This is a genomic window from Spirosoma areae, from assembly GCF_054781775.1.
This window is the reverse complement of record NZ_BAAGTT010000023.1, coordinates 214,342-234,962: the sequence shown is the minus strand read 5'-3', so window position 1 is coordinate 234,962 and position 20,621 is coordinate 214,342. Positions and strand designations below refer to the sequence as shown.

General features: G+C 54.0%; 16 protein-coding genes. 8 read left to right on the top strand and 8 right to left on the bottom strand.

All coding sequences use genetic code 11. The features are described from left to right. The first annotated feature begins 187 nt into the window (after window positions 1–187). From truA to ACYVI1_RS09755, 3 genes are all read left to right on the top strand, one after another. Window positions 188–952 (top strand): tRNA pseudouridine(38-40) synthase TruA, encoded by a 765-nt coding sequence (gene truA, locus ACYVI1_RS09765; protein WP_460909341.1) that lies wholly within the window; start codon window positions 188–190, stop codon window positions 950–952. Between the two features lie 98 nt (window positions 953–1,050). Next, window positions 1,051–1,656 carry a nucleotidyltransferase family protein gene (locus ACYVI1_RS09760; RefSeq protein ID WP_460909339.1) on the top strand — a complete coding sequence of 202 codons (606 nt, stop codon included), beginning with the start codon at window positions 1,051–1,053 and terminating at the stop codon, window positions 1,654–1,656. Between the two features lie 259 nt (window positions 1,657–1,915). Further along, complete coding sequence (locus ACYVI1_RS09755; RefSeq protein WP_460909337.1) at window positions 1,916–2,497, top strand: DinB family protein; 582 nt, start codon at window positions 1,916–1,918, stop codon at window positions 2,495–2,497. A 58-nt stretch (window positions 2,498–2,555) separates the two neighbouring features. Here the strand turns inward: ACYVI1_RS09755 and ACYVI1_RS09750 are convergent, their stop codons facing one another. The 5 genes from ACYVI1_RS09750 to ACYVI1_RS09730 all read right to left on the bottom strand — a co-directional run bounded on the left by ACYVI1_RS09750 (window position 2,556) and on the right by ACYVI1_RS09730 (window position 10,396). Continuing rightward, window positions 2,556–5,699: an efflux RND transporter permease subunit gene (locus tag ACYVI1_RS09750; protein ID WP_460909335.1), complete on the bottom strand. Its 3,144-nt coding sequence runs from the start codon at window positions 5,697–5,699 to the stop codon at window positions 2,556–2,558. Window positions 5,700–5,790: 91 nt separating this feature from the next. After that, a complete protein-coding gene (locus tag ACYVI1_RS09745) occupies window positions 5,791–6,915 on the bottom strand; it encodes an efflux RND transporter periplasmic adaptor subunit (RefSeq protein WP_460909333.1) in 1,125 nt (374 codons plus the stop codon). A gap of 33 nt (window positions 6,916–6,948) precedes the next feature. Then, a complete protein-coding gene (locus ACYVI1_RS09740; protein ID WP_460909331.1) occupies window positions 6,949–8,232 on the bottom strand; it encodes a TolC family protein in 1,284 nt (427 codons plus the stop codon). Window positions 8,233–8,391: 159 nt separating this feature from the next. Then, entirely contained in the window at window positions 8,392–9,177 is a 786-nt protein-coding gene (locus tag ACYVI1_RS09735) for a LytR/AlgR family response regulator transcription factor (protein ID WP_460909329.1), read from the bottom strand. After that, window positions 9,152–10,396, bottom strand: a complete 1,245-nt coding sequence (locus ACYVI1_RS09730) for a sensor histidine kinase (RefSeq protein WP_460909327.1) — start codon at window positions 10,394–10,396, stop codon at window positions 9,152–9,154. The genes ACYVI1_RS09735 and ACYVI1_RS09730 overlap by 26 nt, the downstream gene beginning before the upstream one ends. Before the next feature lie 57 nt (window positions 10,397–10,453). Between ACYVI1_RS09730 and ACYVI1_RS09725 the strand changes: the two genes are divergently transcribed. Then, window positions 10,454–12,775: a glycoside hydrolase family 65 protein gene (locus ACYVI1_RS09725; protein ID WP_460909325.1), complete on the top strand. Its 2,322-nt coding sequence runs from the start codon at window positions 10,454–10,456 to the stop codon at window positions 12,773–12,775. Window positions 12,776–13,066: 291 nt separating this feature from the next. Beyond that, complete coding sequence (locus ACYVI1_RS09720) at window positions 13,067–13,537, top strand: energy transducer TonB (protein ID WP_460909323.1); 471 nt, start codon at window positions 13,067–13,069, stop codon at window positions 13,535–13,537. A gap of 10 nt (window positions 13,538–13,547) precedes the next feature. Here the strand turns inward: ACYVI1_RS09720 and ACYVI1_RS09715 are convergent, their stop codons facing one another. Then, window positions 13,548–14,207 (bottom strand): hypothetical protein, encoded by a 660-nt coding sequence (locus ACYVI1_RS09715; protein ID WP_460909321.1) that lies wholly within the window; start codon window positions 14,205–14,207, stop codon window positions 13,548–13,550. 651 nt (window positions 14,208–14,858) lie between these two features. Here ACYVI1_RS09715 and ACYVI1_RS09710 point away from each other — a divergent pair. The 3 genes from ACYVI1_RS09710 (at window position 14,859) to ACYVI1_RS09700 (ending at window position 17,719) form a co-directional block, all read left to right on the top strand. Continuing rightward, on the top strand, window positions 14,859–15,716 hold the full coding sequence (locus ACYVI1_RS09710) for a hypothetical protein (protein WP_460909319.1): 858 nt from the start codon (window positions 14,859–14,861) through the stop codon (window positions 15,714–15,716). Between the two features lie 59 nt (window positions 15,717–15,775). Further along, the gene (locus tag ACYVI1_RS09705) at window positions 15,776–16,330 is read left to right on the top strand and encodes a hypothetical protein (protein WP_460909316.1); all 555 of its coding nucleotides are present in this window, start codon (window positions 15,776–15,778) and stop codon (window positions 16,328–16,330) included. Window positions 16,331–16,435: 105 nt separating this feature from the next. After that, a complete protein-coding gene (locus ACYVI1_RS09700; protein WP_460909314.1) occupies window positions 16,436–17,719 on the top strand; it encodes an acyltransferase family protein in 1,284 nt (427 codons plus the stop codon). Window positions 17,720–17,903: 184 nt separating this feature from the next. Here the strand turns inward: ACYVI1_RS09700 and ACYVI1_RS09695 are convergent, their stop codons facing one another. Both ACYVI1_RS09695 and ACYVI1_RS09690 read right to left on the bottom strand, forming a co-directional pair. Next, entirely contained in the window at window positions 17,904–18,938 is a 1,035-nt protein-coding gene (locus ACYVI1_RS09695; protein ID WP_460909312.1) for a sensor histidine kinase, read from the bottom strand. 88 nt (window positions 18,939–19,026) lie between these two features. After that, the gene (locus tag ACYVI1_RS09690; RefSeq protein WP_460909309.1) at window positions 19,027–20,457 is read right to left on the bottom strand and encodes a sensor histidine kinase; all 1,431 of its coding nucleotides are present in this window, start codon (window positions 20,455–20,457) and stop codon (window positions 19,027–19,029) included. Window positions 20,458–20,621: the final 164 nt, after the last annotated feature.

Sequence of the window (20,621 nt, the reverse complement as noted above, 5' to 3'; positions counted from 1 at the left end):
TAACGTAATTCACTATATTTTTCTTCTTAATTGTATCCTTAGGGAAGAAAATTAAGTCCAAAGAATTACAAATCAACTTTTTTGTGCCTTCCTCTTTTTAACGCAGGGGCTTTTGTTTCAGGAAATCATCCGGAACGAAGGCCCCTCTCTTTTTCGCCGACCCACGCGCCGTATTTTTGTCTCTGTTATGCGTTATTTTCTTCAGGTAGCCTATCGGGGTACCAACTATCACGGCTGGCAGCGGCAACCCAATGGGTTAAGTGTGCAGGAGGTACTCGAAACTGCACTGACTACCGTGATGCGGCAACCCATCGCCATCGTGGGCAGTGGTCGCACGGATGCGGGCGTTCATGCCGGGCAGCAATTTGCTCATTTTGAGATAGATACGCCACTGCCTGCTCACCTGTTGCGGTCGCTGAACAGCCTGGTTCCGGGCGATATTGCGGTGTATGACTGTTTTCCTGTCCGCGCCGACGACCATGCCCGCTATACGGCTACGTTTCGGTATTATCAGTACCGGATTAGCCACCGAAAAGACCCTTTTCAGGAGAACATGGCTTATGTATTTCCGGTATCGGTAGCTATTGAGCGAATGAATGAAGCCGCCCAAACCCTGTTGCAACACACAGATTTTGAGAGTTTTAGTAAAGTTAAAACCGATGTTCGGACGTTCGATTGCCGAATTGATCGGGCCGGGTGGGAACGAAAACCTACTGGCGATTTAATTTTTCATATTCAGGCGAACCGATTTCTGCACGGCATGGTCCGGGCCATTGTGGGTACGTTGCTGGCCGTCGGGCAGGAGCAGCTCAGTGTTGCCGATTTTGAGCAGATTATTCTGGCCCGAGACCGAAAACGGGCCGGACGGGCGGCTCCTGCCGACGGGCTGTTTTTAATGGAAGTGGGCTACCCGGCGGAGGTGTTTAAAAAAGGAATGATGAATGATGAATGATGACCGGGTCGCCGGAGCGATTATTTTTTATAGAATCATTCATCATTCATCATTCATCATTCCTTTTCTTATCTTTCATCAACCAAAACGCATTTCTCTTGACAATCGGAACCATCATATTAGCTGCCGGGGATTCGTCGCGCATGGGCGGTGAACCCAAGCAGTTGCTGATGTATAAAGGCCAGTCGCTGCTGCGTCGGATTACGGAAAGTGCGCTGGCCCTACAGCGAGGCCCCGTTGTGGTTGTGCTGGGTGCTAATCGTGACCGAATCGTGCCGGAACTGACTGAGTTGCCCGTTACACTGGTCGATAATGCAAGCTGGCCAACGGGGCAGGCATCCTCGCTCAAAACAGGGCTGGCGGCTCTGTATCTGACCAACAAGTCTATCGATGCTGTGCTGGTGCTGCATACCGACCAGCCCATGGTGTCGCTGGGGTTGCTGCTTCACATGCTCGACGTTCGTCGGGATGGCGGCAAAGGCATTGTGGCCTGCCGCTACGATACACAGCTTAGCGTTCCGGCTCTGTTCGACCGCTCCTACATCAACGAGTTGTTGCAGTTAGCGGGCGATAAGGGCGTAAAATGGGTAGTTGGCCGACACCGGGATGATTGTTCGGAAGTGCCGTTTGAGGCCGGAGCCATCGACTTAGACTCCAAACGCGACGTTGACCTGTTCAGGCAAGGGCTGGCCCACGTTCAATAAGTGCTTAAACACGGAGGTAATAAAGCCGGGCCGTTGCTACGGTCACACAGCGCATATAATTCTTTTGTGGGGCTTATGTATTTCAGAAACGCTGTTACCTCCGTGCAAAAAACTTTGACAAAGCTGATAAGTCTAACCGCCTGATTAACAGAGTTATTAGCTTTGTCAAAGTTGAACTCAATTTTGCCTGATTACTTATGTATTTCAGAAACGCTGTTACCTCCGTGTCCATTTCTGTTTTCTCCGTGTTTAACTGCACATGCAAAAAATCCAAACCGCCCACGACTTGCAAACCCGCCTTTCCACAGTTCTGGAAACGGTTGACCGGGAATTTGCCACGCTTACCGAGGCCCAACTGCGCTGGAAACCCGCTCCCGACCGCTGGAGTATTCTGGAATGCCTGCAGCACCTGAATCTGGCCGAACGGTTCTATATCCGTAACCTTCAGCACAAAGTAGAGACACTTGGCCTGATTCAGACAACCCCAACCGACCAACTCATTGAAAGCGATTGGGTGGGGAAAGCTATGCTGTATGCCATTGACCCGCAGGTGAAAATCAAGCTGCCCGCACCGGGAATAACCCGCCCCCGCCCAGCCGCCGATCTGGTACCGACCGATGTGATGGGCCAGTTTGTTGAGCTTCAAACCCTGCTCCGCACCCTGCTCGACAAAGCCGTTTACCTCGACTGGAATCGGGAAAAAGTAATGACACTGGTTGGTAACTGGCTTAAAATCAGGCTTGGCGATGCTTTCCGAATGTTAGTGGCCCATACCGAACGGCATATGAATCAGGCCATGCGCGTGAAAGCGGAACTGGGCATTGGGGCGCCTACGAATTGAGGCTATTTAGCGGGCAATACGATGATTAGCCTGGACGACAAAAACGTGTTGCCTACTTCTACGCATCCGCCAATTCCTTCTCTCCAGACGCGCGTTCTTTTGTGCTGCTCCGGTAAAACACATAGAAAATCAGCGGAAAGATCAGCAGCGTTAACAGTGTTGCGGTTAGCAGGCCACCAATGACCACAATGGCGAGCGGCTTCGACGTCTCCGAGCCGATACCGGTCGAGATGGCCGCCGGAATCAAACCAATGGCTGCCATCATAGCCGTCATCACCACGGGCCGCACCCGCGACAGGACCCCCTCAACGATTGACTCGTGCAGGGTCAGCTTGTTTTTCAGGTTTTTCTTGAAGACCGAAATGAGAATGACGCCGTTCTGGATGCAGATACCAAACAGGGCAATGAAGCCGATGCCCGCCGAAATGCTGAAGTTGACATGCGTGATGAGCAGGGCCGCAATGCCGCCAATGATGGCAAACGGTACATTAACCAGCACCAGCCCGGCGTCTTTGGCATTGCCAAACAGTACGAACAGAATCACAAAGATCATGATTAAACTGACGGGCACCATCTGGCCCAGCCGTTTGGTGGCCCGCTGCTGATTCTCGAAGTCGCCCGCCCATTTGGCCGTGTAGCCCGGTGGGAAGGTCACGGCAGCCGCTACTTTCTTCTGCGCTTCGGCAATGGCGCTGCCCATGTCGCGGCCCCGAACGGAAAACTTCACGGCGGTGAACCGCTGGCTGCCCTCCCGAAAAATCAGCACCGGCCCAGTCTGAGTATACACTTTCGCGATTTCCTTGATCGGAATCTGGGTACCGTTCTGGGTGGGCACCATCAGGCTGGCGATTTCGGCTTCGGTTTTGCGGAAGTTCGGCTCGTAGCGAATCCGAAGGTCAAATTTGCGTTCGCCTTCATAAATCTGCGTAGCGGCTTTACCACCGATAGCCATCTCGATGACGGCCTGGGCATCCGCCTTGTTCACACCGTAGAGCGCCAGTTTGTACTCGTCCAGTTCAATCCGCATTTCGGGCTGACCCAGATTTTTGATCACACCGAGGTCTTCAATTCCATGCACGGTGGCGAGTTGCTTTTCTACCTGACTGGCTTTCCGGGCCAGGATCGTCAGGTCATTGCCGTAGAGTTTGACGGCAATGGACCCTTTCACGCCCGACACCGCTTCGGCTACGTTATCCATGATGGGTTGCGAAAACCCGAAGTCGATGCCGGGGAAGACCTTCAGCTTATCCTGCATCTGGGCAATCAATTCCTGCTTCGTGACGCTGTGACCATTGCGACGTTCGGGCCAGTCGTCTTTCGGGTAAATATCGACCAGAAACTCCACGTTGTAGAAGCCGGTGGGGTCGGTACCGTCGTTGGGGCGGCCCGTCTGCGAAATTACGCCCTTCACTTCGGGAAACTGCGAAAACACCCGGCGCATCTGCGTCGTCAGCCGGACCGATTCGGGCAGTGAAATACTCATCGGCATCGACGCCCGCACGTAAATCGACCCTTCGTTGAGTTCGGGCAGAAACTCCGTTCCCAGCAGGCTAAAGCCCATTAGCCCCACAAGCACGAGCAGACCCGTTAGCAGCAGACTGATTCGTTTATGGGCAAAGGTGAACGCAAACGCCCGCGTGGCCTGATGCGTAATAAATTCGACAAACGGGTTGTGCTTTTCGCGCACGTTTTTGTTGAGCAGCATACTGGCCAGCACCGGCACCAGGGTCAGCGTGAAGAGTAGGGCACCCAGCAGCGCAAAGCCCAGCGTCCAGGCCAGGGGAGAGAACATTTTTCCTTCCACTTTCTGGAATGAGAAAATGGGAATCAGGCACGTGATGATGATCGCTTTGGAGAAGAAAATGGCCTTGCCCATCTCGGTGCCGGTGGTCCGCAAAAGACCCATTTTGGCGGCTTTATTAAACCGGTCCATGCCTTCCTGGTGGGCTTTGGCGTCGAGCGTCACAAAAATACCTTCCACCATCACCACCGCCCCATCTACGATGATCCCGAAGTCGATGGCGCCCATCGACAGCAGGTTGGCGTTCATGCCCCTGAGCCGCAGGCAGATAAAGGCAAACAGCAGCGCCAGCGGAATCACGATGGACACCGTCAGGGTGGTACGCCAGTCGGCCATGAACAGAAAGACAATCACCGTCACAAAAACGATGCCTTCCAGCAGGTTGTGCGTCACGGTATGCGTGGCGAAATTGACCAGCGTTTCGCGGTTGTAAAACGTACTGATTTTGACGTCTGAGGGCAGAATACCGTTATTCAGTTCCTCAATTTTGGCCTTCACTAAGTCAATCACTTCCGTAGGATTTTCACCCTTACGCATAATAACCACCCCTTCCACCACGTCATTTTGTTTGTCGCGGCCAGCCTGCCCCAAACGCGGCAACGCTGATTCAGCCACCCGCGCCACGTTGCGGACCATAATGGGCGTTCCGTTCACGTTTTTGACCATAATGTTCTCGATGTCGCGCTGATTGCGGAGCAGTCCGATACCCCGCACCACGTAGGCTTCGGCATTTTTTTCGATGACGTCGCCCCCAACATTCACGTTGGCGTTAGCCACGGCCTGGTAGAGTTGCAGGGGCGTAATGTTGTAGTCGGCCAGTTGGCGCGGATCGACGGCTATTTCGTAGGTTTTGGCTTCTCCCCCGAAACTGACCACATCGGCCACGCCCGGCACGCTCTTAAACTGACGGTCCAGCACCCAGTCCTGAATCGTTTTTAGTTCGCGAACCGTGCGGGTGGGCGATTCCAGGGTGTAGCGGAAAATCTCCCCCGTGGGGCCATAGGGCGGCTGCACGTCGGGTTTGGCCCCGTCGGGCAGTTCGACGCCGGGCAGAAGGTTGTTAATCTGCTGGCGGGCGAAACTGTCGTCCACCCCATCGTCGAACATGACGTTCACGACCGACAGGCCGAAGAGGGTCGTGGAGCGGACATCGGTTTTTTTCTGGACGGAGTTCAATCCGATTTCGACCGGTATGGTCACGAATTTCTCTACCTCTTCGGCCGAGCGGCCCGGCCACTGCGTAATGATGGTGATGCGGGTGTTGGTGACGTCGGGGAAGGCTTCAATCGGGGTATTCTGATAACTGATGTAGCCAGCTATAATCGTCAGGCCCGTCAGAAAAAAGATAAAAAACCGATTCTTCAGCGAGAAAGTGAGAATACTTTTGATGAACTTATTCATAGTGCTTAATGAGTGGTTGAGTGGTTGAAAAGGTGATTGGTTGAATGGGTTATGCGTCAGCTATTCAACCAATCAACCATTCAACCACTCATTAATTAGTCAGTGCGGTATAAATCAGCAGTTGATTCTGGGTGACGACGCGCTCGCCCGCCCGCACACCGCCGTTCAGGTAGGTGGTAGCGCCAACGGTTTTAAACGGGTCTACTTCGCGCACGACCGGCTGGTTCTGTGCGTTGGCGACCACAACAAAATTACGGCTGTTGGCAAAGACGATGGCTTTGGCCGGGATGGCTACGCGCCGGTCTTTACCCGGATACTGGACACTCACGTTGGCGAACATCTCCGGCTTGAGGGTATTGTCGGTCGGTTCGTCGCTCCGGTTGAGGAGCGTGATGCGTACCTTTTCGGTCTTGCTGTCGGGGTCCAGCACGTTGAATACTTTGTCGATTTTTCCCTGATACACCCGGTCCGGGTAGGCCAGGGTAGTGATGCGGGCCAGGTCTCCCTCGTGAATGCTGGCAACATCGGACTCATACACATTGGCCATCACCCAGACGTGGTCCAGGTTGGAGATGGTGAACAGGTTTTCGGGGTCGTCGGAGCGCAGTTCCATGCCCGGCGCGGCTGTTTTCTCCACCACATAGCCGCTGACGGGCGCTTTCACAAGATAGACCGACGAGCCGCGCCCGCCCAGAATGCTCCGCCGTTCGGTAACCCGGTTCAGTTCACCTTTGGCCGCCTGTAGCTGTTCGCGGGTGGCAATCAGGTCGCGCTGGGACGATAAGCCCCCTTTGACCAGGTCTTCGGTCACCTGGCTGTTTTTCTGCGCTACGGCCAACTGCCCACGGGCGGCAATGGCCTGCTGCTCCACATCGGCCATCTCGCCCGACCGGATGATGGCCAGCGTCTGCCCTTTCTGGACATAGGCACCCAGGTCGGCTTCGACCGCTTCGATATGCCCACCCACCAGCGGAAATACCTTTACAACTTTGTCCTGGTTGAAGGTAATTTTTCCCGTCAGGTTAATCTCAGTGGTTACGGGCATCAGCTTCGCCGTATCGAATTTGGCCGACGCCAGCAGGTTGACCGATTTGGTTGAAGCATCCGGCGCGTTGGTCGCTGTTGCATCGGACTGGCAATTGGTCAGCAACGTACTGACCAGCGTACTGATGGGCAGCATCAGCCAGACAGTACGGGAAAATTGGCGTGTTTTCATGAGACGTTAGAAAGCGTGTTTCGGTTGGTTGACTTACTGGGTAAATGGATTGGCACCGACAGCTAAACTCAGTTCTTCCAGGCGTTGCATCCGGTCGTTTTGTAGTTGAATGAATTGAATCTGACTGGTTTTGTAGGCATCCAGGAAATCCAGAAACTGAACCACGTCGATGTTTTGTTTACGGTAGTTGAGCGTAACGCCTTCGATGAGCCGACCAAAATCGCTGTTGAAACGCTGGTCGAACGTGCGGTACAACTGGTCGGCCTGCCGGGCTTTGGTGAGCGACCGCTGGAGTTCGCTTTCCACCTGAAGCTGGTAGGCCGATGCGAATTGCTGGCTGGTTTGGGTGCGGATGCGGGCGGCCTGAATATTGCCCTGATTGCGGTTGAAGAACGGCAGCGACATGCCCACGCCAAGCCCGAAGTAGTTGGGAATATAGCCGGCATTGCGGTCGTAGGTGCCCTGTAGGGTCAGGTCGGGAACGGCCAGCGCTTTTTGCAGGGTCAGATTCTGCCGTTCGGCGGTCATCTGGTCGCGGTAGCCGCGCAGGTCGGGCCGGTTGCGTTCGGCGCTGGCCACTAAACTATCGAGCAACAGCCGGGCCGGGTCGCGCTGGGTATCGGTGTCGGAATCGGTCACGACGGGCCGGATGGGCTGGTTTGGGGCCGTGTTGAGCAGCACCGACAGGGTGGCCTGATCGTCGGTGAGTTGGGCCAGCCGCTGCTGACGTTCGCTGGACAGGTTGAACAGATACGCTTTCAGCCGGACCAGGTCTTTCAGCGGTACATTGCCTTTCTCGTATTGCTGCTGGTAGAGCGTTACGGTCTGGCTGAGCGTATTGATTTCCTGTTCATAAACGCCCAGGGCCCGTTGCTGATAATAGAGATCATAAAACGCCGACCGCAACTGGAAGGAGAACGTCCGCAGCAGATCGTCGAAACGGTCGGCCGCTAATCTGGTGTTGGTAGCCGCTATAGCTACCTGCTTGTTTCGTTTTCCAGCCAGCAACAGCAATTGCTGCACCTGAATGACCTGCTCGGAATTGCTCTGACCAACGGGCATGAACTCGCGGGTTTGCCGGTTGTAGGGCATCTGCTCGATGTAAATCGTTGGATTGCTGACCAATTTGGCCTGCGCCTGGTAGGCCCGGTACTCATCGACGCCCAGCCGGGTGGCCAGCAGCGACAGGTTGTGCCGGCGAAACTGGTCTTCAGCCTGGGGGAGCGTTAGCCGGAGCGAATCGGCGTCGGGGGGTGTCTGGCTGAAGGTCGGTTTGCTAAGAATCAAACAAAATAGCCCCGTTATTAGTCGTTTCATACCTAAGTGGCGATTGGTGTGTTACCGATGCCTCAAAAGTAGACCGGGTAGAAACGAGCAGGACCGGCTAACCCGGTGAAGCGGGCAATTTTGGGAGCCAAACAGACCAGATTGGGGGTGGTGTTTGCTGAAGGTATGAATTCCGGTAAGCCATCCTCTTCACCGCAATTCTAACCAGCGCATAAACTCGCCTGCTTTGGCTTTACTGATAATGACCGGTTCGGGCGTAGCGAGGTGCAGCCGAACGGCGAGTTTGCGGTTAAAATAAGCTTCAAACTCCTGAATAGCCTCATACCGGACAATGAACTGCCGGTTAGCCCGGTAAAACTGCGCCGGGTCGAGCAGGGTTTCCAACTCATCGAGGGTGTGGTCGAGGTCGTATTTCTCGCCCGACGATTTGTAGAGCCACACGATTTCATTCTCCGTATAGAAGAAGGCAATCTCGCCCACCGGAATGGGGAAATATTTTCCCCGGTAATTAACCAGAAAACTGGAACGCCGGGCGGGCCGTAGCTGGTCGATGAGTCGTTGCAGCGGTTCATTCAGGGCGGGCGGGGTGAGGGGTGCCGGAGTATGGTGTTGAAAGGCGGCCTGCAGGGTTCTGAATTTGCTCAGGCTGCCCGCAATGGCTTTCCGGTCGAAAGGTTTGAGCACGTAGTCGATGCCGTTGGCCGAAAACGCCTGCATCGCGTACTCATCGAAGGCAGTGCAGAAAATGACCGGGCAGCGGACAGGCACCTGCTCGAACACCTCAAAACTCAGGCCGTCGGCTAATTGGATGTCGGAAAAAATCAGGTCGGGACTCTCGTGCGTTTTCAGGAAATGCACGGCATCTTCGATGGTTTCCAGCAAGGCCAGGACCTCAATGGTGGGGTCGATGTCGCGCACGTAATGGCGCAGTTCTTCGGCCGTGATGGCTTCATCTTCCAGAATGAGAACGGTCATAATCGGGCGGGATGATGGGTAAGTAAACGGTAAAAAACTGGTTATCCTGCACCACCCGCAGGGGCTGGCCGCAGAGGTGCTCGTAGCGACGGGTCAGGTTTTCCAGGCCAATGTGGTTAGCCGATTGCAGCGACTGTTTGGGTTGCAGGTTGTTGCGAAACAAAACGGCGCCAGCCTCCTCGGTTAGGCTCACGCGCAGTTTGCGGCTCTGGGTCAGCACGTTATGCTTCACGCAGTTTTCCATCAGCATCTGGAACGTGAGCGGGGGCAGCACCGACCGGCGGGTTTCCGGCGACAGATCGATGGTGAGGTCGATGGCATCGCGGAACCGATTTTTGAGCATGTAGTGGTAGGATTCGAGCATGAGCAACTCATCGGCCAGCACCACATCTTCCTTCGCATTGCTTTGCAGAATGTAGCGGTAGACCTCGGCCAATTTAATCAGGTACGCTTCGGCATCTTCGTTGCCCGTTCGGATCATGCCCTTCAGAATGTTGAGGGAATTGAACAGAAAATGCGGGTTGATCTGCTGCTTGAGCACTTCGTATTTCGCCTGAAAATTTTCTTCCTTCAATCGGCTTATCAGCCCCATTGCCTGTTGCTGCGCCAATGCTTTTTCAACCCCCCAGGTCGTAATCAGGGAGAACGCCACAATGAGCAGCCCCCGAACCTGCAAAACGCCGGTGAAGTTGGTGGTGCCTGTGTTTTCCATCTGATACAGCACATCCAGGCCCGTCCAGACCCGGAGTAGACCCTCGCTGATGAGTAAACAGATCAGCACCCGCAGGGTGAATTCATAGTCGGGGTTAATGAACTGATACACAACAGCCAGGCCCCGATTGTTATTGATGTAGATATTGAACATCCAGATCAACACCGTGAAGATGAACGCCATCCCGAACGAAAACAAGGCTACCTCCGGCTCCGGACGGGCGTCGATTACCTCGTAGAACAGGAGCGAAATCAACCCCATAAACAAGCCCGTCACCACCGATGCCCGCACCAGAATCTTGTCGATTTCGCGGTGCAGCCGCTTGCTGGAAGGGTCTTTCTGAACAGGTTGATGCAGCCGCATAGCTTGTTTACCAACGCTCCGCCAGCCGAATCGACGGAGGGTGTTAAAGATACGATTGGCCCTGCCTCTGAAGGCGAAAAAAGGCGGTGAAGTAGCCAATTTAAGCGGTGAATCGTCGGCCTGCGCCGACCGAATATCCAACAAAAAATCGTGAACTACCCATTGTTCCGCTTAAATTCGCGCAACAACTGATATCCCTTGATGAAACACTACCTTACACAAGACCCCTGGCATATTGTTGAAGAAGGATTTCACCGTGAGTATAATGAGGTGACGGAAAGTTTGATGTCGCTCGGCAATGGCCGGCTCGGTGGGCGCGGTTCATTTGAAGAAAAATTCTCCGGAAAAACCTTACAGGGCAATTACGTTGCCGGCGTCTACTATCCCGACAAAACGCGCGTCGGCTGGTGGAAAAACGGCTACCCCGACTACTTCGCCAAAGTGCTCAATGCCGCCAACTGGATTGGCATCGACATCGACATCGAGTACGAAAGTCTTGACCTGAACCAGTGCGAGGTGCGCGATTTTCGGCGGGTGCTGAACATGCAGGAAGGCTACCTCGAACGCTCGTTCATCGCCGTGCTTAAAAGTGGTAAACAACTACAGGTCAACGCCAAACGGTTCTGCTCCATCGTCGACGACGAAGCCGGCGCCATCCGCTACGCCATCAAACCGCTGAATTTCGACGCGAAGATTACCATCACCCCCTACATCGACGGGGCCATCCGCAACCGCGATGCCAATTACGACGAAACCTTCTGGGACGAAGTGCGGAAGGAAACGGCCTATGGCGAAGCCTACATCGAACTTCGCACCCGCAAAACGGGCTTCCACGTGGCTACGGGCATGTGCGTGGAGATTGAGCAGGATGGCGTGAAGGTGGACTACCAGTCGCAGCCAATAAAGTACGAAAAATATGTGGCCAACCGCATCACGCTCGATTGCCGGAAAGGGCAGGAAACGGTCATTTATAAGTATGGCGTCAATCTATCATCCCTCAATTATGACCCGGACACCATTCTCAAAGATGCCCGCCAGGCCATTCAGCAAATTACCCGGAAGGGCTTCGAGAAGATGCTGTTTGAGCAGAAGCAAGCCTGGGCCGACAAATGGAGGACCAACGACATTGTTATTGAAGGCGACATTGCTGCCCAGCAGGGCATCCGGTTCAATATTTTCCAGTTACACCAGACCTATACCGGCGAAGATGAGCGATTGAACATCGGCCCCAAAGGCTTCACGGGCGAGAAATATGGTGGGTCTACATACTGGGACACCGAAGCGTACTGCCTGCCGTTCTACCTCGCAACAGCAGACCAGAAAGTGGCCAGAAACCTGCTCGTGTATCGCTATAAACAACTGGGCAAGGCCATCGAAAACGCCCGGAAACTTGGTTTTCGGGCTGGAGCTGCACTCTACCCGATGGTGACGATGAACGGCGAAGAATGCCATAACGAATGGGAAATTACCTTTGAGGAAATTCACCGCAATGGGGCCATCGCCTACGCCATCTACGACTACGTGCGCTACACCGGCGACGAGCAGTATCTGGTCGACTACGGGCTGGAGGTGCTCATTGCCATCAGCCGCTTCTGGAGTCAGCGCGTCAACTGGTCGACGACAAAAGAGCAGTATGTGATGCTGGGCGTGACGGGGCCGAACGAGTACGAAAACAACGTTAACAACAACTGGTATACCAACTACATTGCCGCCTGGACACTCCGCTACACCACCGAAGCCGTCGGCAAAGTGAAGGCGTTAGACCCTGAAAAATACGCCGACCTGATTGACCGGATTCACTTTCGCGAAGAGAAAGAATTAGCCACTGCCCGGCAGATTATTGATAAAATGTATTTGCCGCAGGATGAGAAAACAGGTGTTTTTCTGCAGCAGGAGGGGTTCCTGGACAAAGACCTGATGCCCGTCTCAGACATTCCCAAGGGGCAGCGGCCCATTAATCAGCACTGGTCGTGGGACCGGATTCTGCGGTCCTGCTTCATCAAGCAGGCCGACGTGTTGCAGGGGCTGTATTTCTTTGAGGACGAGTTCGATACGGACACCCTCCGGCGTAATTTTGACTTCTACGAACCCATGACCGTGCATGAGTCGTCGCTGTCGCCCTGCGTGCACAGCATTCAGGCGTCGAAGTTAGGCCTGAACGAAAAAGCCTATGAAATGTACCTCCGCACGGCCCGGCTCGACCTCGACGACTACAACAACGATACCGAAGATGGGTGTCACATTACGAGCATGGCCGGCACCTGGCTGGCCGTTGTGAAAGGGTTTGGTGGCCTGCGGGTCGGGAATGACCAACTCGTGCTGAACCCGTATTGCCCCGACAACTGGCAGTCGCTGGCGTTCACGATTCGGTTTCGGGGGGTGTTGCTACAGGTGACGACCACCCAGCAGGACGCGACAGTGCAGAATTTTTCGGCCCAGCCCATTACCATCAACCTGCATGGGAAAGACGTGACCGTGAAGGCCGGGAGTCAGAAAACGGTAAGCAGTAAAGTGGTTGCCTAACCCACAGGCCCGTCCTTGACTAACCAACGCCCGAGCGACTGATCGCTTGGGCGTTGCTGTTTATGTGCTATCTGTATCCGCAACCGGGGTAGTGAACCAATTGAGGGCAGAAAAACCGGCTTCATTCCCAAATGAGATAGATTTTGACTCAAAACCGCCATTCATTCTTGGCCGGGCAGGCGACCTTTGGTCTGTTCTAAGCGATACAAAAATCGTACAGACAAACCTGGTTATCGGGGAATTTCAGTAGCAACCTTTAGTCCATATATACACGTTAAATCCTCTTTCATCATGAAAACAAGCCCGTTCATCGCTGCTTATTTAACGGTTTTAAGTACAATAGCCACTACGCAGGCCCAGGTACTTAATCCAACGCTGGCAGACAATAGCCCGTCTACACTGATTGTTCAGAACACATTCGAGCCACCCCTGTCTGTGCAATCCTCCGACAAGTTTGTCCCGTTGAACAATGTGGCTTTTTTTTCGGGCGGTAAACAAGCCCTGGAGAAGCATATTGAATCCCTTGACCTGTATCCTTATTTGGCTCGGGAGATACAGGCCGAAGGGACCGTATGGGTACGGTTTCGGGTGCAGCCCAGCGGCTATTTGACTGACATTCAGGTGGTGAAGTCGCGTGGGCCATTGCTGGATTCGGCGGCCGTTAAGGTTGTCGGCAGGATGCCCCGCTGGTATCCGGCACACCGGTCGGGTGTGGCCGTCAGCAGCCTGGTTGAATTGCCTGTCACGTTTCGTCTCGACTGAATAACTGACGTTACGCCCAACTGCTACCAAACCAGACGCCCCTACAGGGCTGAACCAGCACCATTCCGCAGCCCTGTAGGGGCGTCTGGTTTGGTAGCAGTTGGTGGAGGGTGTCGGTGGTTTCGAGGGTAGCCCCTTTCGCCAGGAGTAACTCGATGCACTTCAGCGTTTCGGGCAACTGGTTTTCCAGTGCCCGGGTGGTGGCAAAGTCAAGCAGGGTGGTCTGTTCTTCGCCACTGTCATTCAGTACTGGAACGGGCTGCTGCAAACCGGCCTGAAGTTGGGTAACATCTCCGGCGGCAACGTGGGCGGCAAGCTGCCGGCGGACCGGATCGTGGAAATAATAGGCCCCACTGCCCCGTGCCAGCATTTCATCCGAATAGCCTTTCTGCCGACGGTTTGCCAGCAGCGGGCCAACAACCTGGCTAATCAAAAACAGAATCAGTGGCCCTCCGCCCAGCACCAGCGCCGTTAGTTTAGACCACTGATAGGGCAGGCAGTTCAACACCACAATGGTTACCAGGAAAAGGCCGGTCAACAATAAAAGACCCGACAGCATGCCCCGGCCTGCGGCATCCTGCCCGGAACTGGAACCCGACGCAAAGCCCCATAAAAGCACGAGTCCGTAGATGCCGACACTGATCCAGTTGATGGTTGTAATCGTTTTCATGCCGCTAACTACGTGCTCATTCGTGTTGATTGCCAGCGGCAATGCACAACAGGAGGTATTCAGTGGATAACGAACAAGAAAGACGGACTGGGTGCCATGAAACTAATCGGATATAAAAATTTCGTTCTAAATACCTGGTTTTATAATGACTTGGTACTGTGCTGATAATCAGTTACCTTGCCCGGACATTCTCTCGACTTTTTGTCTTCCTGATTATGGCTGTCCGACGGATTTCGTTGATCCTGCCCGGTAGGATATGCTGTCTGCCAGCATTCGCTCAGACCGTACTGGCCAGTGGCAGACCAGGTGCCATTGCCGACAGCCTGCCTGCACCGTAATTCAGTATTGGCTGAATTTCATTCGAGCAGGGCTGCCTATGTGCCAATCGAACCTGCTATCCACTATTTTCGGGTATGTCAACGCGAAGAGCCAGCTAACACTGTTACCGAAAAGGCCCTCATCAGGATTCCTTCGATCGTCCTGCCCACGTCCAGCATACATTAACGTATGTACATCACCGTTCGAACCTCCTTTGGTAACCATGAACCGACAACACTCCCTTACGCTGCCTGGCTGATGAACTCTATTTCGGCTTAACTACTTCTTTTTGAGTTTTTCTTTTTGATTCACCTAAACAAACCCCCGTTCACTATGAAAACGAACCTGATTTTCCGCTCCCTGCTGACCCTTGTGTTGGGTCTGTGTATTGCCACTGTCAATTACGGCCAGGCCGACAAAGCCCCGCAACGCACCTATTCGGAGGTGTACTACCACAAGCTGAAACCCGGCCATACAGTTCAGGAGGCCCGGGCCATCGAAAACGAATGGAAGAAACTACACCAGGCGCAGCTTGACGCCGACTTTATTACGGGCTGGTATATGCTATCGTCGGTACTGACCTCGAACCCCAACAACCGGGAGTACGACTACATAACCATCAAAACCTTTAGTGACTTCGGCGTAATGGACAATGCCTACCCCGCTAAATTTAATGAGAAAGTCTTTGGTGCCACTGCCAGCGCTAAATGGGCTGATTTGCTCAAGCGCACGGAGGCCGTTCAGGATTTTGGCAAAATGGAACTGTGGGAAACCATCGATGGCGTATTTGCCGAAAAACGGGTTGCGCCCGACAAGTCGCCGATCTGGGTTTTTGACCTGATGCAAGTAAAAGACAACAAGTATGCGGAGTATGTAGCGATGGAAAAAAGCATGAAAAGCCTGCATAAAGAGCGCATCGCCATGAACAACATTGTTGGCTGGAATCTGGCGAGTCTCAGGTATCCGTCGGGCACTGAGAAGGGCTACAGTTACGCCACCGTCAACTTCTACCCGAACATGAAAGAGATGGGGGATGCCCACTACACCGAAGCCTTCCAGAAAGCCATGCCCGGCGGTGATATACAGAAAATGATCGGCCAGGTTTACGCTACCCGCGACATAGTCCGGCAGGAAGTATATTATTTACAGGAGTTTGCCGTGAAAACCCCGGCGGTACAGGCATCGAAGTAATCTAACCGCTTTTCACTTCTATTCACAGTGCATTCACCTAAATAAACCCGCGTTCACCAATGAAAACCAGTTTTCGCTTTCCGCTCGTGGCCGTAGTCGCCAGCCTCCTGTTCGTCAGTGCATTGGCGCAGGCCCAGAATACCCCCGCCAACCCACCCCGCTACAAAGATGTCGTGGTCGACAATCCCACGGCTGAAGCCGATATGAACGTAGTCGGCGGCTTTGTGAACGCGCTGGTGTCGGGCGACGTAGATAAGGCTAAAAGCCTGGTTTCTGCGACCTACATGGGTCATGGCCCTGCCGCAACCGATTCCAGCACCACTGAGCAGACCATTACCCGATGGCAGCAAACGTACAAAACCCAGATGAACCGCAAGGTCAGTTTTGTGACCCAGACGTTCCGGGTGGCAGCCGGTAATCTGAAAGGCAACTGGGTGTCACTCTGGGGCGATTACACGTTTACGGAGGCTGGAAAAGCCATTTCGTTTCCGTTTCAGTACACAGCCCGTGTCGCTGATGGTACGATCATGAGCGACCGGATTTATTACGACCGGTCATCCATTTTAACCCAGCTCGGCTTTACAATTACCCCGCCCGAAGTAGCCAAAAAGTAGAGCCGCAAGATGTTACGTTTCAGATGATTAGTATTGTCGAACGTCTCAGGCTGGCTTGTATCACTACCGGCCAGCCTGCTCCTTGGCTCAAATCCTGTCAGTTCTATGCGAACGGTTCCCAATCCTGAAACCACCCTGCCCGTATCGGCTCAGTCGGAGCGATTCCATGCCTTAGACGCCGTGCGGGCCTTTGCGCTGATACTGGGCATTTTCTTTCACGGTGTAGAGCCATTCATTTCTTACATTTCGCCAACCGATTGGGCAATTCAGGATGGCCAGCACAGTGTTTTTCTGGATGGCTTTTTTTATGTGGCTCACCTGTTTCGGATGCAGGCTTTCTTTGTCATTGCCGGTTATTTTGCACACCTCCTGTATCACCGTCGGGGGGCCATTGGCTTTCTGCAAAACCGTGCCAAACGGATTCTGCTTCCATTTCTGCTGTTTTGGCCGATTATGTATGTCCTGTTGGGCGTGCTGTGGGTATGGGGGCAGCAGAAGCTGGCGCTACCCAACTCGCCAACTGCCCTGATGTCGCCCTGGCGCGTGATGTATGAGGATGTGGTGGGGCTGAAATGGGTCAAGGCCGACGTACCGATTACGCATCTCTGGTTTCTGTATTACCTCACCCTATTGTGCGCGGCTGTATTGCTGGTTCGGCCATTAGTAGCCAGACTGGATGCTAATGGCCGGCTGCGTAGGGGTCTGGACAGGGGATTAACTTATCTGCTGGGAAAATGGTGGGGCGGAGTCGGTATGAGTCTCCTGATTGTAGCGCCCATGAGTGGCATGAAAAGCTGGTTTGGGGTCGATACACCCAATCGGGGGTTAGTACCGCAATTGGGTCCGCTTGTTTTGTACGGCGTTTTTTTTGCCTTTGGCTGGTTTTTGCACCGGCAGGCAGGTAGTCTCAACGGGTTCAGGAACTACTGGCGGCAGAATCTGCTCATCAGTGGGTTGCTAATAGCCGGGCTAACCGCTTTTTTTCTGAATTTGGTTTACTCCGTATCGACTCAGCCCAAAAGCCCGGCTCCCGACCCGGCGGCCGTTGCCAACGTGCTGTTACTCTATAATAGTGTTTATGCCATTGCGTCGATGACCGCCGTATTTGCCTTTATCGGGCTGATTCTGACGTACTTCAACCACCCCAGCCAACATATCCGCTACCTCTCCGATGCTTCTTACTGGCTCTATATCGCGCACCTGCCAGTGGTCGTGCTGTTCCAGATTCTGGTGACCCCGCTTCCGCTGCACTGGCTGCTGAAGCTGCCCCTCATTTTCATCCCCACCTTCGTTATTCTGCTGCTGACCTATCAGTATGGGGTTCGCAGTACGTGGGTCGGGGTGCTGCTTAACGGGCGACGCTATCAACGTAATCAGAAGGCTCAATGACCCTGCGGCTGCCCGGCGTATTCTCACCAACTCCTAAGGTGAACCGGTATTTTGCTTTAAATGAATCCAGACAAGTCCCCTGCCGGTGGACGGTTACCTGGTGTTTGACGGGGCCGACGGAACGAGTGTGCTGAAGGCCGGTTCTACTTTGCGCGTGGTCATACCCGCTTCATAAGCGGTGCGGCTAAGCCGCCACCAACGGCAGACTCACGCGGAACTCCCGGCCGTCGTCTTCAACGATGGGCATAGGCTGGCCCAGCATCTGGTACTTGGCCAGGATGTTGGTCAGCCCCACGCCGTTGGAGAACCCCCGGCTGGGTTTGCGCTGGAGGTTGTTGCACACCACCAACTGATTCTGGCCGGTGGTGGCAAGGCTAATGGTCAGGGGTTGTTCGGGCAGGATGATGTTGTGTTTCACGGCGTTTTCCACCAGCAGTTGCAGCGTCAGGGGCGGCAGTTGCAGGGTTTCGGTACCGGGTTGAATGCGGGTCACTAAGGTCAGGGCCTCGCCGTAGCGGGTTTGCAGCAACTGGTAATACGACTGGATGAACTCCAGTTCACTCGCCAGTGACGTCAGTGGCTGATCATTGGCCCGCAGCAGATAACGGTATACCGAACTGAGTTCTTCGGCGAAGGCTTCGGCTTTTTTGGGGTCTTCGCCGATGAGCGAAATGAGCGAATTGAGGCTATTGAACAGAAAATGGGGGTTAACCTGCTGGCGAAGGGCGTCGAGCTGGGCCTGTAACTGGGCTTTGCTGAGGGTATCGACCTCCTTGCGCGACTGCTGCCAGTAGCCGAAACTATCCATACTCTCGTAGGTAATGACCACAATTGCCACAATGATAGTGGTAAAGAGCACGGCCAGCCCCAGCCGGAGAATATCCGGCTCGAAACCAGACATGCCGATAAACCAGTACACAAAAAACAGAACGACAACGTGCAGGCTGGAGCTAATGGCGCAGGCAACAAACCGCCGGATTGCCCGAACCACATACTGCTGCGGATCGGGATATAATTGGTTCATTTTCAGGGCAATACTGTTGTTGACGTACCAGTTGAAAAACGAGTCGAGGAGGGTGATGCCGGTTGCCAGCCCGAGCGTGGCCCAACTCTGCCAATACGCGTTTCCAATCAGCAGCCAGTTCAGCACGCTTACGTAGAGAGGCAGAACAATGACCTGTAAAAGCCAGTCGTAACGGGAGTAAGCAGGCAATCGCATACGAACGGAAAGAGGATTGATTACAAATATGGCTATTGATGCTATGGATTCTTTAGCATCCATAGCATCCACAGAACCTGATGACCACTCACGGCAAACCCTCCTGACTAACCAGCAGGTTCTTCGACAGCAGCAACGGCAGGGTGATTCGAAACCAGCCGTTTTCTTCGTCAATGAACGGCTCGGGCTGATTCATGATTCGGTACTTTGTGGCAATGTTGACCAGCCCCATACCGGTGGACTCGACCCGCAGGATTTTCCGTTGCAGGTTGTTTTCGACCACCAACTGCCCGGCATCGGTAGTGCGTATACGAACCGTGAGCGGCTGTTCGGGCAACACGATGTTGTGTTTCACGGCGTTTTCCACCAGTAGTTGCAGGGTGAGGGGCGGCAGCAGGGCTTCGGCATAGATGGGTTGAACGTCAATTTCCAGCCGGATGCTGGCCCCGTGACGGGTGCGAAGTAAGTGAAAATACGACTGAATGAAGCTCAGTTCAAGGCTGACCGTTGTCAGGTCGCCGTCATGGTCGGTCGCCCGGTTAGTTCGGATCAGATAGCGGTACACACTCGATAGTTCGTCGACAAATTCGCCCGCCTGACGGGGGCTTTCATCAATCAGGGAGGAGAGTGTATTGAGGCTGTTGAACAGAAAATGCGGGTTAATCTGGCTTTGCAGCGCCCGCATCATGACCTCGGTTTTCTCCTGTTTGAGCCGCTCCATCGTCAGGTCAGCTTCGAGGTGCTCCCGCTGATGCTGTTCGCGCTCGCGGGCAAGCTGCTGCTCCACAACCGCCTTTCGAACGGCTTCCTGCCGGTGCCGGTGATTGATGCCTAAGCCAAAGAAAATCAGGTCCAGCACCACGCCCGTCTGCACAAACAGATCGGGGTGTTGCCAAAAGGGCATTTGCAGGCTGTAGACCGGCGACCGGAGCAGCAGGAGGGTAGTGATGAGGTGGTTGATGAGCAGCGACGCCGTTCCGGCCACGAAAAAACGGGCCACAGTGTCTTTGGAACGATAGAAGGAAAAAACGATGTAGGCCCCCACAGCCATCAGTGCAAACCGCACGGGCTGAAGCAGGAGACTGTGGAGGGGTGTTTGCCAGAAATCCGTGAACAGATAAATGTAGGTTTTGGCCACAATATAGAAAAGCAGCAGACCCTGCACCCGCCAGATCCAGCGCCGAAGCAGCGGTCGGTCGCTCAGGTTCAGGAAGAGCTTGGCCAGCTCTAAGTACAGAATATACCCCGAATACGACAGCAGGACCTTGTAGAAATTGCTGATGTTTTTGGGTAGGTCAAAGTGGTTGATGGTGAAATAAAGCGCCCAGATCAGGGTATAGATCGTGTAGAGACCATAAATGCGTTCGCGGTACATGAACCACTGCACGGAGTTAGCCAGCAGCATGGCCAGCACCATACCCAGAAAAAGAGGAGACCAGGCTTCGTAGGTCATGGACAGGTTACGATTCGGTTCATTGGCATTCCGATAACGAAAATACGCGAAATAGCGGAAAGACAAGCGGTCATCTACGTCGAAACGGAAGAATGGATGGATAAAGCAGGACGATGACCCGCTAAAAACGTGGGGTGCGCCTTATTGCCCGGTGGGTCGGCAATGACGCTTCAGGGTAAAGTTGTTCCGGTTGAGCACAAATGGCGCTGGACAGATGGGGGTAGGCCAGG

Coding starts and splice junctions, on each gene's coding strand:
- truA (WP_460909341.1), top strand. CDS start 188: ATGCGTTATTTTCTTCAGGTAGCCTATCGGGGTACCAACTATCACGGC.
- ACYVI1_RS09755 (WP_460909337.1), top strand. CDS start 1,916: ATGCAAAAAATCCAAACCGCCCACGACTTGCAAACCCGCCTTTCCACA.
- ACYVI1_RS09750 (WP_460909335.1), bottom strand. CDS start 5,699: ATGAATAAGTTCATCAAAAGTATTCTCACTTTCTCGCTGAAGAATCGG.
- ACYVI1_RS09745 (WP_460909333.1), bottom strand. CDS start 6,915: ATGAAAACACGCCAATTTTCCCGTACTGTCTGGCTGATGCTGCCCATC.
- ACYVI1_RS09740 (WP_460909331.1), bottom strand. CDS start 8,232: ATGAAACGACTAATAACGGGGCTATTTTGTTTGATTCTTAGCAAACCG.
- ACYVI1_RS09735 (WP_460909329.1), bottom strand. CDS start 9,177: ATGACCGTTCTCATTCTGGAAGATGAAGCCATCACGGCCGAAGAACTG.
- ACYVI1_RS09725 (WP_460909325.1), top strand. CDS start 10,454: ATGAAACACTACCTTACACAAGACCCCTGGCATATTGTTGAAGAAGGA.
- ACYVI1_RS09720 (WP_460909323.1), top strand. CDS start 13,067: ATGAAAACAAGCCCGTTCATCGCTGCTTATTTAACGGTTTTAAGTACA.
- ACYVI1_RS09715 (WP_460909321.1), bottom strand. CDS start 14,207: ATGAAAACGATTACAACCATCAACTGGATCAGTGTCGGCATCTACGGA.
- ACYVI1_RS09710 (WP_460909319.1), top strand. CDS start 14,859: ATGAAAACGAACCTGATTTTCCGCTCCCTGCTGACCCTTGTGTTGGGT.
- ACYVI1_RS09705 (WP_460909316.1), top strand. CDS start 15,776: ATGAAAACCAGTTTTCGCTTTCCGCTCGTGGCCGTAGTCGCCAGCCTC.
- ACYVI1_RS09700 (WP_460909314.1), top strand. CDS start 16,436: ATGCGAACGGTTCCCAATCCTGAAACCACCCTGCCCGTATCGGCTCAG.
- ACYVI1_RS09695 (WP_460909312.1), bottom strand. CDS start 18,938: ATGCGATTGCCTGCTTACTCCCGTTACGACTGGCTTTTACAGGTCATT.